The sequence below is a fragment of the Sphingobacterium spiritivorum genome, assembly GCF_016725325.1.
In the GTDB taxonomy this organism is placed as follows: Bacteria; Bacteroidota; Bacteroidia; order Sphingobacteriales; family Sphingobacteriaceae; genus Sphingobacterium.
In genome coordinates this window covers 2679638-2695372 of record NZ_CP068083.1, presented here as the reverse complement: position 1 = coordinate 2695372, position 15735 = coordinate 2679638, and the positions used below count along the sequence as shown (strand labels likewise).

Annotated in this window: 13 protein-coding genes; 7 read left to right on the top strand and 6 right to left on the bottom strand. The window is 41.0% G+C overall.

The window, feature by feature from the left end:
• Positions 1–8: 8 nt before the first annotated feature.
• Genes I6J02_RS11085 through mraZ form a run of 5 tightly spaced genes read right to left on the bottom strand, consistent with a single transcriptional unit; the run spans position 9 to position 5418 of the window.
• On the bottom strand, positions 9–1463 hold the full coding sequence (locus I6J02_RS11085; protein ID WP_201678070.1) for a UDP-N-acetylmuramoyl-L-alanyl-D-glutamate--2,6-diaminopimelate ligase: 1455 nt from the start codon (positions 1461–1463) through the stop codon (positions 9–11).
• Positions 1464–1470: 7 nt separating this feature from the next.
• Positions 1471–3597, bottom strand: coding sequence for a penicillin-binding protein (locus I6J02_RS11080; protein ID WP_201678069.1), 2127 nt, complete (start codon positions 3595–3597; stop codon positions 1471–1473).
• 15 nt (positions 3598–3612) lie between these two features.
• A complete protein-coding gene (locus I6J02_RS11075) occupies positions 3613–4023 on the bottom strand; it encodes an FtsL-like putative cell division protein (RefSeq protein WP_115169736.1) in 411 nt (136 codons plus the stop codon).
• Between the two features lie 17 nt (positions 4024–4040).
• Positions 4041–4952: a 16S rRNA (cytosine(1402)-N(4))-methyltransferase RsmH gene (gene rsmH, locus I6J02_RS11070; RefSeq protein WP_201678068.1), complete on the bottom strand. Its 912-nt coding sequence runs from the start codon at positions 4950–4952 to the stop codon at positions 4041–4043.
• Complete coding sequence (mraZ, locus tag I6J02_RS11065; protein ID WP_003002303.1) at positions 4945–5418, bottom strand: division/cell wall cluster transcriptional repressor MraZ; 474 nt, start codon at positions 5416–5418, stop codon at positions 4945–4947. The genes rsmH and mraZ overlap by 8 nt, the downstream gene beginning before the upstream one ends.
• A 518-nt stretch (positions 5419–5936) precedes the next feature.
• Here mraZ and aspS point away from each other — a divergent pair.
• From aspS to I6J02_RS11045, 4 genes are all read left to right on the top strand, one after another.
• Positions 5937–7700 (top strand): aspartate--tRNA ligase, encoded by a 1764-nt coding sequence (aspS, locus tag I6J02_RS11060; protein ID WP_201678067.1) that lies wholly within the window; start codon positions 5937–5939, stop codon positions 7698–7700.
• Positions 7701–7806: 106 nt separating this feature from the next.
• Entirely contained in the window at positions 7807–9204 is a 1398-nt protein-coding gene (locus tag I6J02_RS11055; protein ID WP_201678066.1) for a LutB/LldF family L-lactate oxidation iron-sulfur protein, read from the top strand.
• Positions 9205–9315: 111 nt separating this feature from the next.
• Complete coding sequence (locus tag I6J02_RS11050) at positions 9316–9894, top strand: RNA polymerase sigma factor (protein ID WP_201678065.1); 579 nt, start codon at positions 9316–9318, stop codon at positions 9892–9894.
• Positions 9881–11182 (top strand): energy transducer TonB, encoded by a 1302-nt coding sequence (locus I6J02_RS11045; protein WP_201678064.1) that lies wholly within the window; start codon positions 9881–9883, stop codon positions 11180–11182. Before I6J02_RS11050 ends, I6J02_RS11045 begins: the two co-directional genes overlap by 14 nt.
• 30 nt (positions 11183–11212) lie before the next feature.
• Here the strand turns inward: I6J02_RS11045 and I6J02_RS11040 are convergent, their stop codons facing one another.
• Positions 11213–12193: an endonuclease/exonuclease/phosphatase family protein gene (locus tag I6J02_RS11040; RefSeq protein WP_201678063.1), complete on the bottom strand. Its 981-nt coding sequence runs from the start codon at positions 12191–12193 to the stop codon at positions 11213–11215.
• Positions 12194–12429: 236 nt separating this feature from the next.
• On the opposite strand from I6J02_RS11040, the gene I6J02_RS11035 reads away from it, so the two are divergent.
• Genes I6J02_RS11035 through I6J02_RS11025 form a run of 3 tightly spaced genes read left to right on the top strand, consistent with a single transcriptional unit; the run spans position 12430 to position 15735 of the window.
• Positions 12430–13608 carry a glycosyltransferase gene (locus I6J02_RS11035; protein ID WP_201678062.1) on the top strand — a complete coding sequence of 393 codons (1179 nt, stop codon included), beginning with the start codon at positions 12430–12432 and terminating at the stop codon, positions 13606–13608.
• Positions 13608–14609 carry a lysylphosphatidylglycerol synthase transmembrane domain-containing protein gene (locus tag I6J02_RS11030; protein WP_201678061.1) on the top strand — a complete coding sequence of 334 codons (1002 nt, stop codon included), beginning with the start codon at positions 13608–13610 and terminating at the stop codon, positions 14607–14609. Before I6J02_RS11035 ends, I6J02_RS11030 begins: the two co-directional genes overlap by 1 nt.
• The gene (locus I6J02_RS11025) at positions 14584–15735 is read left to right on the top strand and encodes a glycosyltransferase family 4 protein (protein ID WP_201678060.1); all 1152 of its coding nucleotides are present in this window, start codon (positions 14584–14586) and stop codon (positions 15733–15735) included. Before I6J02_RS11030 ends, I6J02_RS11025 begins: the two co-directional genes overlap by 26 nt.

Genomic DNA, 15735 nt, shown 5'->3' with positions numbered 1-15735 from the left:
TTTTGGTATTATTCATTAAACGTTTTTTCCAATTCTTCACGATCATCAAAATGATGTTTCACACCATTGATGTCCTGATATTTTTCATGCCCTTTACCTGCGACAAGAACAATGTCGCCTGGCTGAGCAAGATGACATGCCGCACGGATAGCTTCTTTACGATCTGTGATCGAGAATACATTTTTCTTTCTGTCTGCAGGAATGCCCGGCTCCATATCTTTGATAATCTGTACCGGATCTTCGGTGCGTGGATTATCGGAAGTTATAATCACTTTATCACTCATTTTGGCAGCAACTTCAGCCATCTCTGGACGTTTTGTTTTATCCCGATCGCCTCCGCAGCCCAGCACTGTGATAATCTGCTGTTCTTTTTTGCGTAGATTGTTAATGGTGCTCAGCACATTTGCAACCGCATCCGGCGTATGAGCATAGTCCACAATACCAATCACTCCGTTTTTAGATGTGATTGCTTCAAAGCGTCCTTCCGCACCTGTGATCTGGCTAAGGGCAGTCAGGACTTTTACCGTCTCCTGCTCCAGTAAGATTGCAGCTCCATATACTGCCAGAATATTATAAGCATTAAACTCACCAACCAGCTTAACCCACACTTCATGTCCCTCAATATTGAGCAGCATACCATCAAAATGGCTTTCAATAATTTTGGCTTTAAAATCAGCCACACCTTTTAGTCCGTATGTTTTCTTATGCGCAAACGTATTCTGTAGCATGACAGAACCATTCTTCTCATCTCCATTGGTCAATGCAAATGCGAAGCGATCCAGATCATCAAAAAATTTCTTTTTCGCTTTTATGTAATTATCAAATGTCTTATGAAAATCCAGATGATCGTGTGTGATATTGCTGAAAATACCTCCGGCAAAGCGAAGCCCCGCAATACGCTGCTGTACGACAGCATGCGAACTGACTTCCATAAAACAATAGTCACAGCCTTCATCTACCATTTCCCGGAGCAATGCATTCAATGCTACCGGATCCGGAGTCGTATGTGTGGCAGGAATAATACGGTCTCCGATCTGATTCTGAACGGTAGAAAGCAAGCCTACATGATACCCAAGAGCTGTAAACAGATTGAACAGTAATGTTGCAATCGTGGTCTTACCATTTGTACCTGTCACCCCGACCAGCTTCAATTCACGCGAAGGATTTCCGTAGAAATTACCGGCAGCAATACCCAATGCATAAGCGGTATCTGCAACCATCATATAAGTAACCCCTTCGTTCTTTTCCTCCGGCATCTCTTCCACCATAATGAGAGTACAACCTTGCTGAATAGCCTTTTCGATAAACAAATGTCCGTCTGTATGCACGCCACGAACAGCAACAAAAAGACTACCCTCATTCGCCTGACGGGAATCAAAACATAATGAAGTCACCTCAACATCCAGCTGACCCACCACTTCCTGTACCGGAATAGCATGCAATATGTCTTTTAGTTTTATCATTATCTTTTTAATTCAATACAATTGCTACCTGTGTTCCAAACTTCAACTTTGAACCGGGAATAAGTGATTGTTCAATAACTTTTCCCTTTCCCGATACATATGTTTTAAATCCTGCATTCTCCATGGTATACATGGCATCAATCAGCCCCATTCCTTTTACATCCGGCACTACACCTTCTTTAACTCTCACATCTACAAAAGGAACTCCGCGACTCGAAGTATCAACGACACCCTGTGCTACGGCATTCCAGTCGAAAGAGCGTATACCTAAAGCTTCATAGACTTTCATCGATGCTTCCCTTGATCCTTTTAACGTCAACGGCGTCTTACCTCCGGCCGGATTTACCTTGCGGGAGCTAAATGTTCCATGCATAGACAAATCATTGGCAAAGACCATATCTGCAAGTTCCTTAAATACCGGACCTGCTGTAGACGCTCCGTAATATCCCTTTCTGGGGTTACGTATCACGACAATCATCGAGTACTTCGGATTTTCCGCAGGAAAATATCCGGCAAACGAAGATTGATATTTCCGTTGTCTGTATCCGCGCGCTCCATCAGCGATCTGTGCTGTACCTGTTTTACCAGCGGAGGTATACAGCGGATTGCGAAGAGTTTTACCTGTCCCCTCTATCATTGTGCCTTCCATCATTCCCCTTATTTCGGAAAGGGCATGTTCTGAAGCAATTTTATCTTTGATAACACGTGCCTGAAAATGTTCGACAGTATTTCCCAGATGCCTGATTTCTTTTACGAATACAGGCGCTATCATTTTTCCGTCATTTGCTACTGCATTATACAGTGTCAATGTCTGAAGCGGAGTCATGAGCAATTCATAGCCATAAGCCATCTGTACTAAAGAGAGCTTACTCCAGGACTTCGCCTTAGGTGTCTTAATCTTGGGTTCTCCTTCTCCAGGAATCTGCAGTTGCAGTGCTTTACCCAATCCCATGCTGTACAGCTTGTCTGTAAACTTTGACGGATCATCTTTATAATGTGTGTTGACCAACTTGGTAATCGCCACATTTGAAGACTGTTCGAAAGCGTATTTTGCAGACATAATAGATTTCCGGGGTGCATGCGAATCTTTTATCGTATGTCCCGGCACCTTATAAGTTCCATTACCTACATCGACTGTTGTCGAAGAATCTATTTTTCCGTCATCAATCAATGCCAGATACGAAGCCAGTTTGAATGTAGATCCCGGTTCAGCAGAAAGTGCAATCGCATAGTTAAATTTCTCCCTGAATACCCCTTCTTCATCTCTTGTGAAATTAGCTACAGCCCTTACCTCTCCTGTCTTCACCTCCATCAGAATCACACAACCGTTATCTGCATCTACAATCTGCAATTGTTTCTCCAGCGCCCGCTGTGCCATATCCTGCATATTGACATCTATCGTCGAAATAATATCAGAACCGTCTACCGGAGCCACCTCCATATTACGGTTGATCGGCACCCATACACCACCGGCAATACGCTGTACTAATCTTTTACCACTTTTACCGTCGATGTAGTGTCCATATGCACCTTCCAGACCCACTCGCACCGTGTCAATTCCCTTTGTATTTTTATAACCGATGGTACGTGCTGCCAGATTGGTAAAAGGAAGAATCCTTTTATTATGCCGCTCCACAATCAGGCCACCGGAATATTTATCTTTATCGACCTTAAAGGATTTGAACAATGGAAAATCCTTTACTTTTTTCAGATCCTGATGCGTTACTTCACGCATGATCATCACATACCGTTGTTTTTTACTTCTTGCCTGCTTAAGCAGTCCCAAATACTGTCTTGCAGATCTGTCTTTGAAAAAACCAGCCAGCTTATACGCCAGAGAGTCTACTTTAGAATTAAAAATATCTTCTTCCTCTTCCGGAATAGCCATTGCATCAAAACGCAAATCATACTCAGGAATGGAAGTTGCCAGAATACTACCGTCATTTGAATAAATATTCCCTCTCGCAGCCTCTACCTCTCGCTCCTGTATAGTCAGACTATCTGAAATTTCTCTCCACTTTCCCCCGTCTACATATTGAAGATGTACCAGTTTTGCAAAAACAACCAGCGCCCCCAATACCATCAGGCCGAATGCGAGATACACTCTTAGAAGTATGGATTTTCTAATATTCATGCCCGGTTACTTTTTTTATTTTTTATCTTCTTTTACAACTTCAATTTTAATTGGCGGCTCCTTTCGCTCTTTTAGTCCCAATGTATCTGCCCGTTTTGCTATTTCAGACTGAGTGGTTCTCTTCATCAACTCTGCAGAGAGCGATTTATAATCCCAACTCAACTCTTTAACTTCCTTGCTCAACCGGTCTATCTGCCGAACTGTCCGCTCTGCCAGGTGCCGGTTAGAAATATACAAAAGCGCCAAAAGAGCGATAAAAGCTACAAAAGGAAGATTCTTTACAACAGAATAGGTCGTTATCTTTTGCGGAGAAAAGACCGATTTAATAAAATGCTTGGTCTCTTCCGCTTTTTCCTCTACCGTATCCTGAAGTTCTTCCTGAACTTCTTCACTTAACTCTTTTTGCTTTATTGTATTTCTCTTCATGCCGATCTCCCACGAACTTATAGCTCCTTTTTCTCGGCAACCCGTAGTTTTGCACTACGAGACCTGTTATTTGTACTCAATTCTGCTTCAGATGCGGTAATCGCCTTACGCGTAATCACCTGAAAAGGCTTTATTTCATTTCCAAAAAAATCCTTCTCCACTTCCCCCTTAAATTTACCTTTAGCCATAAAATTCTTGACCAGACGATCTTCAAGAGAATGGTAAGACATCACCACAAGCTTTCCGGAAGGCTTTAACGTGGAAACAGTCTGCAACAAAAATTCCTGCAAAGCTTCCAACTCTTTATTCACCTCTATCCGCAGCGCCTGAAACACCTGCGCATGGTATTTATGTTCTTTACCTTTTGGAACTAACTTCCGGATTACCTCTTTAAGCCCTGCAACAGTCTCTATCGAAGCACTCAATCTCGCTGTCACAACCGTTTTTGCAAGTGATTTAGCATTCATGATTTCTCCGTACATTCCGAATATGCGATGCAAATCCTCTTCAGCATAGGTATTAAGAACTTTTTTAGCATCCAGGTCAGATACCTGATCCATACGCATATCCAGATCCGCATCAAAGCGAATGGAAAATCCTCTGTCGGCCGCATCAAACTGATGTGAGGAAACACCCAGATCTGCTAAAATGCCGTCAACCTCTTTGACTCCGTTCAAGCGGAGATTATTTTTCAAAAACCTGAAGTTTTGATGAATTAAAGTAAATCGTTCATCTGCAATGGCATTTTCCAAAGCGTCGGGATCCTGATCAAAAGCGAACAATCGCCCTTTAGGCCCGAGATGTTTCAATATTTCACGGGAATGCCCCCCACCACCAAACGTCACATCGACATATACACCATCAGGCTTGATGGATAATGCATCAATGCATTCTTTCAGCATTACCGGAACATGGTAAACATTACTCATTCATTAATCCTCCAAAATCCATTCCGCCCATCACCTCTTCTGCCAACGCAGCAAAATCATCACCTAAACCATCATTCATCAATGCTTCGTACCCTTCTTTCGACCAAACCTCTATTTTGTTAAACTGACAGGCAAGCACGACTTCAGCGCCGATGTTTGCATATTCCAACAATCCTTTTGGTAAAAGTACACGACCAGAAGCATCCAATGTCAACTCTGTAGCACCACGCGTAAAAGCACGAACAAACATCCTGCTCTTCTCGTTAAACTGATTCAATTTTGACAACTTAGCTGTGATAGTATTCCACTCTTCACGTGTATAGAAAACCAAATGTTTCTCGAATCCTCGGTTCACAACAAGCCCGTCACGCTCCACATGCGGCAACTGCCGCTTGAGCGCTGCCGGCAACACCATTCTTCCTTTGGTGTCAAGCTTGCATTCAAATTCTCCGATTAAATGATTCATTTAGCTAACTATCCTATTCTAATTTGATGTAAAAGTATACACTTTCCCCCACTTTCCCCCACAATATACCACAAAAAAGTTTTCCACATCGAAAAATCGCTACAAACCCAGTTAAAAAACACAACCCTTAAAAACATAAAAACTTACTTTACAACTATTTAAATCAAATTTTTGAACTAAAATAAATTTTGGTTCAGCATTAAAAAAGAATCTACATTTTTTGAAATTATTTCACTTTTTAGCTAGAAAAAGAAGTAAAAAAGGACTGATTTTACTAAAAAACTGAAAGCAAGTGGGGTAAAGTGGAGCATTTTTCAGGTATTCTGCAACAGCTTCTATTTTCTTTGGGTTTTGTACAAAAACACCTCCTCTCTTTCCTGATTCTAGATACAAAAAACAACTATACTGTTAGTAAAGCGATCTAATATTTCTTTCAGAATTTTGATTTAATATCCGGTCTAAGATTCGTTATTCTCCTTGGAAACAGATATTTTTGCAGCATAAATATTTTAGTCGAAATGCACAGAACACATACCTGCGGAGAGCTTAGGATTTCAGATCTTGGCAAGTCCGTAACTTTAAGTGGTTGGGTACAAAAGTCGCGCGATCTGGGAGGAATGACCTTTATCGATGTCCGCGACAGATATGGAATTACACAGTTGACTTTTAACGCAGATGACAACGAGCAGCTGCGCGCTTCTGCACGTGAATTAGGGCGTGAATACGTAATAAAAGTAGAAGGACAGGTTATTGAACGGTCAAGTAAAAACTCAAAAATCCCGACCGGAGATATTGAGATCAAGGTTTCTTCTTTAGAAATACTGAATGCTTCCAAACTGCCTCCTTTTACTATTGAAGATGAAACGGATGGAGGGGATGATCTGCGCATGAAATTCAGATATCTGGATCTGCGCCGTAATCCTGTAAGACAAAATCTTATTCTTCGCCACAAACTGGCGCAGGAAATCCGCAGATATCTTGATGAGCAGAATTTTCTGGAGGTGGAAACACCTGTTCTGATTAAGTCAACTCCGGAAGGAGCCCGCGATTTCGTGGTTCCAAGCCGTATGAATGCAGGAGAATTCTATGCGTTGCCGCAATCTCCACAGACTTTCAAACAGTTATTGATGGTATCCGGATTTGACCGTTATTTTCAGATTGTCAAGTGTTTTCGTGATGAAGATTTACGTGCAGACAGACAACCCGAGTTTACGCAGATTGACTGTGAAATGTCCTTTGTAGAACAGGAGGATATTCTGAATATGTTTGAAGGATTGGCAAAACACTTATTCAAAACTGTAAAAGGATTTGAGCTGGGTTCAGTGCCCCGTATGACTTATGCCGATGCTATGCGTCTTTATGGTTCTGACAAACCAGATACCCGTTTCGGAATGCAATTCGTTGAATTAAATGAGCTTACAAAAGGAAAAGGTTTCCCTGTATTTGATCAGGCTGAACTGGTTGTCGGCATCAATGCAAATGGCTGTGCAGGATATACCCGTAAACAACTGGATGCACTGACGGACTATGTAAAACGTCCGCAGGTAGGAGCAACAGGTCTTGTATATGCCCGTTATAATGAAGACGGAACCATCAAATCATCTGTAGATAAATTTTATACAGAGGAGCAGCTTAAAGAATGGGCTGTTGCGTTTGACGGTAAACCTGGCGATTTATTTTTAATAATGGCAGGTCCTACAGATAAAGTACGCAAACAACTGAGTGAGCTTCGGCTGGAAGTGGGTAATCAGCTAGGTCTTCGTGACAAAAATAAATTTGCACCTCTTTGGGTATTAGATTTCCCGTTACTGGAATGGGATGAAGAATCAGGTCGTTATCACGCTATGCACCATCCATTTACCTCTCCAAAACCGGAAGATATCCCATTGCTGGACACGAATCCGGGAGAAGTAAGAGCAAACGCTTACGATTTTGTCCTTAATGGCAGCGAAATTGGAGGTGGGTCTATTCGTATTCATGACAAAGAATTGCAATCGCTTATGTTCAAGCACCTTGGTTTTTCTCCTGAGGATGCACAGAAACAATTCGGTTTCTTAATGGAAGCATTTACCTACGGAGCACCTCCACATGGCGGATTGGCCTTTGGATTTGACCGTATGGTGTCTGTATTTGCAGGTCTGGATACTATCCGTGATGTCATTGCTTTCCCTAAGAACAATTCGGGAAGAGATGTGATGATCGACGCTCCTGCAACTATAGATCAGGCGCAGCTGGATGAACTGAATCTGGCTTTGAATCTTAAGTCTTCAGAGAAGAATTAACATTATTCCGCAAAATAGATTTCAACAATTAACGTTATATTTATAAAGTTGGTAATTCATTACCAACTTTTTTACTTTTGTAATAGCATAAATCCAAAACTAATCCATGTCTGATACAATCGCTGATAAATTCCTTAAAGAAAGCTCGACAAAATCTTTTGACCAAAAACATCGGGACATTATCAATACCAATATTGATAAGTACAATGTTGCTTTTGAAAAAGGGAAAAGTAAGTTTTTTGATCTGGAAAATTCCAAAACCAAAGCGAACCTGATCAAATGGAAGGTGATGGAGAATCTGGATAAATTACTTCCTGAATTTGAAGCAAACTTTACTTCCAGAGGAGGTAAAGTAATCTGGGCCAATGATGCTCAGGAAGCTCGGGAAGAAATCTGGAAGATTATGGAACAGCATGGCGCAAAGAGTGTCATCAAATCCAAATCTATGGCTACGGAAGAAATTGAACTTAATCATTTTCTTGCAGAAAAAGGTATAGAAGCTGTTGAAAGTGATCTGGGTGAATTCATTATCCAGCTGTTAGGACAAAAGCCTTACCATATCGTTACCCCGGCCATGCACCTGAGCCTGGAAGATATTGCAAAACTGTTTCACGAAAAATTTGACACGCCACTTACTGCTACAGCAGAGGAATTGACAATGAAAGCCCGTGAATTGTTGCGGGACAAATATACTTCCGCTTCAATAGGCATCTCCGGCGCTAATTTTCTGGTAGCGGATACGGGAAGTATAGCTATTACGGAAAATGAAGGAAATGCCCGACTGACCACTACATTTCCGAATATTCACATTGCGCTGGTCGGGATAGAGAAGATTATTCCCAGTATGCTGGATCTGGATCTTTTCTGGCCTTTATTATCCACACACGGAACAGGGCAGAATCTGACCGTATATAATACCATTCTGAATGGTCCCCGTCAGGAAAATGAAAGCGATGGTCCGGAAAAGATGTATGTCATCCTGCTGGACAATGGCCGTACCAATCTGCTTGCAGAGAAAGATCAGCGCCAGGGTTTATATTGTATACGATGCGGTGCATGCCTGAATGTATGCCCTATTTACCAAAATATCGGTGGACATACCTACGACACGACGTATTCAGGACCTATAGGCTCACTTATATCGCCGCATCTCAGCGGAATGAAAGAATTCAAACACCTGAGCTATGCTTCCAGCTTATGCGGAAAGTGTACAGAAGTGTGTCCCGTAGGTATTGATATCCAGAAGCAACTGCTGTTGAACCGCAGAGATTCTGTACAGGAAAAACTGGCTCCTCCGATGGAACAACGGGCCTGGAAAGGATTTACCTATTTTATTAAAAAAAGAAAGCTCATTGATCTTTTTGGTGGTAAATTTAAAAATTTCATCCTCCGTAATTTCTTTAAAAAAGCATGGGGCAATAACAGAGAATTACCACATCTGGCTGATAAATCATTTGCACAGCAATGGAAAGAACAGCAAAAGGAATTGAATAAGGATAAGTAGAAAAAGGATACTTAAACGGAACTTTTCTATATTTGAAGACATTCTATTTCAATTATCCCGGCAATTTTAATTTCCATTAACAAGAAAAATAATCTATTTTTCGGGTATCAAATGAATTATTCTGCTCCATCATATCCCACCGAATCAAGTGACGAACAGCTTTTGTTGCTGTATCGTGATACCGGCGATCTCAATTACCTCGGAAAGCTGTATCAAAGTCATTCGGAAATGGTTTACTTCGTATGCTTGCGCTACTTGCAGGACAGCGAACGGAGTAAAGATGCGGTCATGAATATTTTCGAAGAGCTGATCAGCAAAGTAAATAAGCAGGAAATTCATTCTTTCGGAAAGTGGCTCTACGTGCTCTCCCGCAATCATTGTCTGATGCAATTAAGGTCTGCAAAAAATAAACAACAAATTTCTATTGACGAATTTGTGGAATTTCCATGGTCTCTGCATCCGGATGATGATCATGAAGATAAAGAACAAAAATTGACTTCGTTAGAGCATTGTCTGGAAAAACTACCGGAGAAACAAAAGAAGAGCATAGATTTATTTTTCCTTAATGAAAAATGCTATAATGAAGTCTCAGAAATAACAGGATATAGCCTCAAAGAGGTGAAAAGCTATATTCAGAATGGGAAAAGGAATTTGAAAAATTGTATGGAGGGAACCCATGAACAGGAATAGACCGGATTTGGAGTATATTCGTCGCTACCACAATGGAGAGCTTTCTTCACGTGAAATGTACGAATTGGAACGACAGGCACAGGACGCCCCCATGCTTATGGATATTATTATGGGTGTAGAGTTTAGTGATAAGGAGCAGGTAAGCCAAGATCTCTCCGATATCAAGAAGCGAATTACCCAACGTGTATCTGAAAATACAATAAAACAAATGCCCGTATGGAGGAAATGGGTTGTTGCGGCTTCTGTACTTTTTCTCTTGTCGATAGGCGCCTTACTGATGATCAATCAGCAGCCTGCAAATAAAGAAATCGCAAGTACCACCCTTCCTGAGCCTTCATCTCCAGTTACTCAGGATTCAGGAACAGATGCAGATGTAGCGGATAAGACATCAAAACAGGCTTCTCCTACTCCTTCTGCTACACAAACAGATCGTCTGGCCAATGTAATTACGAAAAAGAAGCAACCAGCAGAAGATATTGTAACGCAATCCGAGCAATCAGATATCAGTGATGAAAAATCAACTCTGGCTGCTGTACAGCCAAAATCTCCTGGAGTCAGAGTACATATTTCGGAGTCTTTAGCCAAAGATTCTACATTAGTTCTGAGAGGATTATCAGACGACAAACTCGCTGTCAACTCTCCGAAGGAAGAACTATCAACAGCTCTTGCCGGAAAAGTCGCTGGCGTCCGTATACGGGGAATGGCCAGCAATTCCATGGTGAATAATGTCATCAGCGGACAGGTGATGGATAAATCGACAAATTTACCATTGGAAGGCGCAATTTTAAAGATAAAAAACACGGATCTGACCGCAGTAACCGATTCAGCCGGACAGTTTCAACTCTTGTCAAGTGGTTCAAATCCACAAGTAGAAGTACGGGCTATTGGATATGAAACACAGCAGGTTCCATCTAATCAGCTGGCCAATAATCAGGTTAAACTAAGTCCTGCACATGCAGGATTGGAAGAAGTCGTAGTAACAGACTATGCCAGCAAGAAGAAATCTGTAAAACAGGTAACAGGACCTGAAGGCGGATGGAAAGCTTTTGAAAAATACATCAAAAAAGAAACCAGACGAATCGGAACATCTGCTAAAGGAAAAGTAGAGTTATCCTTCATAATCGACCCGAATGGAAAACCATCACATATTCAGGTGATATCGGGAATTGACAAAGTAACGGATCAGCAAGCTGTCCGTATGCTGGAGAACGGACCAAAATGGAAGACTGGAGAAGATCAGCAGGAAAATAATACAACCTTCGTAACCATAAATTTTAACGGAGAATAAAAAGCCGGTACATTTTCCGGCAAACTGCCTTTACTGACATAGTTCCCATGAAAAAGACAAACTTACTGCACAATGGTCAGAAAGAGGCGCTCCCGACTTGTCTGTAAACAGTCTGTTTTCAATCGCATAGCTTTCAGGAATAAAATGCAGGCCGGCACTGTTACGAAACATGATCTTATCTATAGATTCTCTGTCCTTTCGGATAGCCAATATATCACCTGCTGAGTACATAGGATCAATATGCGGTACCATACCTTTATTTTCCAGATAAACCCAGGTGTCTATCATTCTGGTTTCTTTTATAAAATTGCGGACATTATCCAGTTCGAAGCTGTAATGTGCATTAAAGTCTCCCATTAACAGTACGGCTTTATCTTTAGAATGTTCTTTTATAAAAGAGGCTAACTGATCCATATTTTTACCTCTGGCAACTGCTGCATCCGGCGTATCCTGTGCGTTGGCATGGATGTTATACAGATCTACAAATACATCTTTTGCCAACTGTAAACTGACTACACTAAATCCCTTGGGCGTGAGACAATCTGCTCCGGTACAATCTTTCCATCGGATACGCTGAATATCTGAAATCGGATATTTTGATAATGTATTAAGCCCGTCACTAAAAGGTACTTTGCCCATTGTCTCCGTTCGGAAAGGGTGTTCATTTCCATTACTGTACAGTTCCCTGTTGTAATTAAAATCTTCCTGAACATTGACCACATCATACCTGTTTATTTTCATTCCGATATCCGCAATACTGCTTGCACGCGGCGTGACAGCACTCGAGATTGGTTCCGGTAATCCGGCAATATTATATGTCAAAACTGAAAAACTTCCGGTGTTTGAAGCCGGAAGTTCCAATATTGATGCGGTAGTAATCTTATCACCTCGATTGAAGTTTAACGTTATCCGTGAGGTGCGAATCATGTTCCATCCAAGGAAAGAAAGTGATATCGGAATCAATAAGTAGATCCATCGTTTCTTTGGCAATTTGGGATATTGTAGGTACATCGTTCCTTAGTTTTGTCTTGTTAAAATTAGACAAGCAGTATAACCTATACCCTAATTATTTATTAAACTTTTATTTCTAAAACTTATCAAAACCTCAACTTATCAACTGAAAGACAACACGTTAATAACAATACAATGATGATTAATTAAAGACAACCAAACAAACAGATAACCGGAACTTAACAATTAAGCCACATCCGTTTGTTAGTATTGAAATACTACTAAAAGTATAAAATATGATTAAAGTGGCTTTCTTTGCCGAGATGATGATTGAAGACTTTGACGGAGCTTCCCGCACGATGTTTCAACTGATCAACAGGATCGATTCTACAAAATTTGAGTTTCTGTTTATCTACGGAAATGGTCCCGAACAGATCGATGACCATCTGTCTCTGCGCATTCCCTATTTCCATATCCCATTCAACAGAAACTATACAATGGCTGTACCGGCTATTGCAAAAAAGATGCTGAAACAGCAGCTCAAGGAATTTGATCCGGATGTCATCCATATCGCCACGCCGTCTATGTTAGGCAGCTTCGCCTTAAAGTATGCTGAAAAACACAATATACCTACCCTGACTATTTACCACACGCATTTTATCAGCTACATAGATTATTACCTCAAGAATACACCTTTCCTGATCAAACCCACCAAAAAAGAGTTTATCAAACAGACCGTGAGGTTTTATAATAAATGTACAAAAGTATATGTACCCTCTGTATCGATATCCAAAGAGCTGAAGCATTTGGGAATACAACCGGATAAGTTAACGCTTTGGCAGCGCGGGATTGATACGGAACTTTTTTCGCCTAAGAAAAAAGATAATAACTACCTTCGAAAAGTAACAAAAAACAAAAAACAGAACATCTTATTTGCCAGCCGGCTGGAATGGGAGAAAAATCTTGTCACACTAATCGACATGTACCATAAGTGTAAAGAAAGTGATATAGACTGCAACTTTATTATAGCGGGGGACGGCACTGCGAAAGCTGCATGTATGGAACAAATGCCGGATGCCTATTTTTTAGGTAAATTATCACATAAGGAGCTGGCCATTTGTTATGCCTCTTCGACTTTATTTCTCTTTCCTTCGATCACCGAAACATACGGAAATGTTGTAATAGAAGCAATGGCCTCGGGACTCCCCTGCGTTATTTCAAATGACGGAGGAAGTGCTGATTTTATTATTGACGGGGAGAATGGTTTCAAATGTAATGCGGAACAGGCAGAAGATTACGTTGACAAAATACAGCTTCTGTTATCAGATAAGAATCTACGTAAAAAGTTCAAAAAAGCAGGATTAAAATACAGCAAACAGCATAATTGGCAGCATCTTTCTGAAATTTACTTCAGAGACATCAGTGATTTTGCAGACATGACTATATCCACTCAGACGGCTTACCAGTTTGCATAATGACTGCAAAAGTTTTTAAAATCCTTGGAATTATAATTGTCGTCGGCTGTCTGGTTCTTTTTTTAGTACAGACAGATTTTAAGATGCTGGCGAACACCTTAAATCAGGTGGGGTACCGGTTTATCATCTTGATTTTGATAACTGGAATAGCTTATATTCTGGGAACTGTTGGCTGGTATTATTGTATGGCACCATCTGGTCAACGGATTTCACTGTGGAGACTGTTTTTTGTTAGACAGGTTGGGGAGACAATCGGACTTTTTAATCCCACTAATGTTATAGGAGGAGATCTTTTTAAGGTACATATGCTTCGAAGCGAACATCTTTCTAAAGATGAGGTCACACATTCTGTTTTTTTATCCCGTGTCATGGCCATTCTGTCACAGCTACTTCTTTTGGCGGCCGTACTTTGCTGGTATAGTCTGAACCTCATGCAAAATAACGGAGCTACGGTAATCTATATGGCAGGTCTGATCCTGACTGTACTTATTCTCGGTGGGATTGTATCCTCTCTGCTATATATTACAAAAAAAAGAGCCTCCCGAATGCTAACCTCAGAACCTGTCAATAAATTGAATTTTTGGTTGAAGATTAAATCCCGTATTACCCATACCCTGCACCAGACTTCTGTATTTTATCAACTTTATCCCGCTTACTTTTGGTATTCCTTTTTCTGTTTCACCCTACACTGGATCGTTGGTTCACTGGAGTTCTATGTCATTCTTAGATTATTAGGGGCAAATGTATCTCCTATGGACGGACTGTTTATCGATATGGGTGTTATTATTGTAAAAAGTCTGGGGGCTTTTATTCCAGGGCAGATTGGCATAGAAGAACTTGGAAATAAAATTATGTTATCCGGTATCGGACTTACGGGCATAGCCGTATGGATAAGTGCCAGTGTCCTGCGTCGGGCAAGACAACTGGTGTGGACATTTATTTCACTTATCTGCTATTTCCTATTTTATAAATTCAATGGAAGTCTTATTCGTCAGTCATAAATATCCGCCCAGTACAGGGGGCATGCAAAAGCAAAGTTACGAACTGATCACAGGCATGTACAGACATTGCACCGTTCACCAGATTGTTTTTAAAGGGGACGAACATATCCTTCATTTTTTTCTGATGCTGCAGCGAAGAATTTTACAGAAATGCCAGGAGCACCCGGCTATTTCTGTTATACATTTTAATGATGGATTACTAGCCGCCTTCTGTTTGTTTCACCGCAAATATCCGTATCTGAAAAAATCATTGACCTTACACGGATTAGATGTAGTCTTTCCAAATAAACTGTTCCAGAAGAAGATATTACCAAAATTCAACCGCTACCATCAGTTTATAGCCGTGAGCAAAGCAACTGCCACAGCCGCAATAAAACGGGGATTGGACCCCAAGAAAATGATTGTGATTGCTAACGGAGTAGATGACCAGACGCCTGCAACTCCTGTACGACAGGCGGATTCCGGAACAACAACGCTGCCTACCTATATAATCGCACTTGGACGTCCGGTCAAAAGAAAAGGATTTTCATGGTTTATCAAAGAGGTACTCCCGCACCTGCATCAATCCATTGAACTCATCATCGTTGGTCCGTTTCAAAAAAAGAAACCATTTTTAGAAAGTCTACTGGCTGTATTTCCAAAAAATCTAAGTGAACAGATTTTATTATTTCTGGGGTATCCTTCTGATGAAAGTGCCATCCGTAAACTTTATTTGGAAGGTAACAGTACCACGAGATTCCGGCATCTCGGCAAGCTCCCTTCTGAAGAATTACAACAGTACCTTAACCGTTCTCTGGCTTTTGTCATGCCAAATATTCCGGTAGCAGGAGATATGGAAGGCTTCGGACTGGTCTGTCTGGAAGCCTGTCAGGCCGGTACTCTGGTACTCGCAGCAGATATTGATGGAATACCTCAGGCGATACAGCATCAGAAAAATGGTTTGTTATTATCCCCGCAGGATGCTGATGCGTGGATTCAACTGATCAACTCCCTTCATCATAATCCAAAAAAGCGAGATCAGATGATCCCGCTTTTTCAGACTTTTACATCCCAAAATTATGGATGGGATATTATGGTACAACATTATTTTAAAGCCTTTCAGTCTCTTGATTCAGCAAGTAATTAA

Excerpts from the sequence above, each read along its gene's own strand:
- I6J02_RS11035 (WP_201678062.1), top strand. The coding sequence starts at position 12,430 with ATGATTAAAGTGGCTTTCTTTGCCGAGATGATGATTGAAGACTTTGAC.
- I6J02_RS11045 (WP_201678064.1), top strand. The coding sequence starts at position 9,881 with ATGAACAGGAATAGACCGGATTTGGAGTATATTCGTCGCTACCACAAT.
- I6J02_RS11040 (WP_201678063.1), bottom strand. The coding sequence starts at position 12,193 with ATGTACCTACAATATCCCAAATTGCCAAAGAAACGATGGATCTACTTA.
- I6J02_RS11055 (WP_201678066.1), top strand. The coding sequence starts at position 7,807 with ATGTCTGATACAATCGCTGATAAATTCCTTAAAGAAAGCTCGACAAAA.
- rsmH (WP_201678068.1), bottom strand. The coding sequence starts at position 4,952 with ATGAGTAATGTTTACCATGTTCCGGTAATGCTGAAAGAATGCATTGAT.
- I6J02_RS11075 (WP_115169736.1), bottom strand. The coding sequence starts at position 4,023 with ATGAAGAGAAATACAATAAAGCAAAAAGAGTTAAGTGAAGAAGTTCAG.
- aspS (WP_201678067.1), top strand. The coding sequence starts at position 5,937 with ATGCACAGAACACATACCTGCGGAGAGCTTAGGATTTCAGATCTTGGC.
- I6J02_RS11080 (WP_201678069.1), bottom strand. The coding sequence starts at position 3,597 with ATGAATATTAGAAAATCCATACTTCTAAGAGTGTATCTCGCATTCGGC.
- I6J02_RS11085 (WP_201678070.1), bottom strand. The coding sequence starts at position 1,463 with ATGATAAAACTAAAAGACATATTGCATGCTATTCCGGTACAGGAAGTG.
- I6J02_RS11050 (WP_201678065.1), top strand. The coding sequence starts at position 9,316 with ATGAATTATTCTGCTCCATCATATCCCACCGAATCAAGTGACGAACAG.
- mraZ (WP_003002303.1), bottom strand. The coding sequence starts at position 5,418 with ATGAATCATTTAATCGGAGAATTTGAATGCAAGCTTGACACCAAAGGA.
- I6J02_RS11030 (WP_201678061.1), top strand. The coding sequence starts at position 13,608 with ATGACTGCAAAAGTTTTTAAAATCCTTGGAATTATAATTGTCGTCGGC.
- I6J02_RS11025 (WP_201678060.1), top strand. The coding sequence starts at position 14,584 with ATGGAAGTCTTATTCGTCAGTCATAAATATCCGCCCAGTACAGGGGGC.